The sequence below is a fragment of the Paenibacillus sp. JCM 10914 genome (genome assembly GCF_001315105.1).
Classification (GTDB): domain Bacteria; phylum Bacillota; class Bacilli; order Paenibacillales; family Paenibacillaceae; genus Paenibacillus_AQ.
Window position 1 is genome coordinate 1 of the sequence record NZ_BAZR01000088.1, and the last position, 562, is coordinate 562.

The 562-nt window shown below is 53.7% G+C and carries 1 protein-coding gene; it reads left to right on the forward strand.

From position 1 onward, the window contains the following. Nucleotides 1-562 (forward strand): AMP-binding protein (locus JCM10914_RS28155; RefSeq protein WP_036720705.1); only part of this gene is annotated, 562 nt, incomplete at both ends.

Genomic DNA, 562 nt, shown 5'->3' on the forward strand with positions numbered 1-562 from the left:
CAGTTATATAGTCTTGAACATGTCACGCGAGTGTACAACCTGTACGGACCGTCGGAGGACACGACGTATTCTACGTATGCATTGGTAGAAAAGGAATCTAAAGCGACACCGCACATTGGGCGTCCGATCGCTAATACGCAGGTGTACGTGCTAGATGGTGAGATGCAGCCGGTGCCAATTGGCGTGCAGGGTGAACTGTATATCGGAGGCGCCGGTTTGGCACGTGGATATTGGAATCGTCCGGAGTTGACGGCGGAGAAATTTATCGTTCATCCGCAGTGGAACAAGCGCCTTTACCGGACCGGAGACTTGGTATGCTGGCAGCAAGATGGGAACTTGGAATACTTAGGCCGTGCGGACGAGCAGGTCAAAGTTCGGGGCTACCGGATCGAGCTTGGGGAGATTGAGGTTGCGCTGCTTCGTCATCCGCTTGTACGGGAGTCGGCCGTGATTATCCGTGACGATATGGCATCGGACAAGACGATTGTGGCGTACGTTGTCACAAGTGGGGACGCAGAGCAAGGTGAGCTACGCGAACATTTGAAGGCGACACTTCCAGATT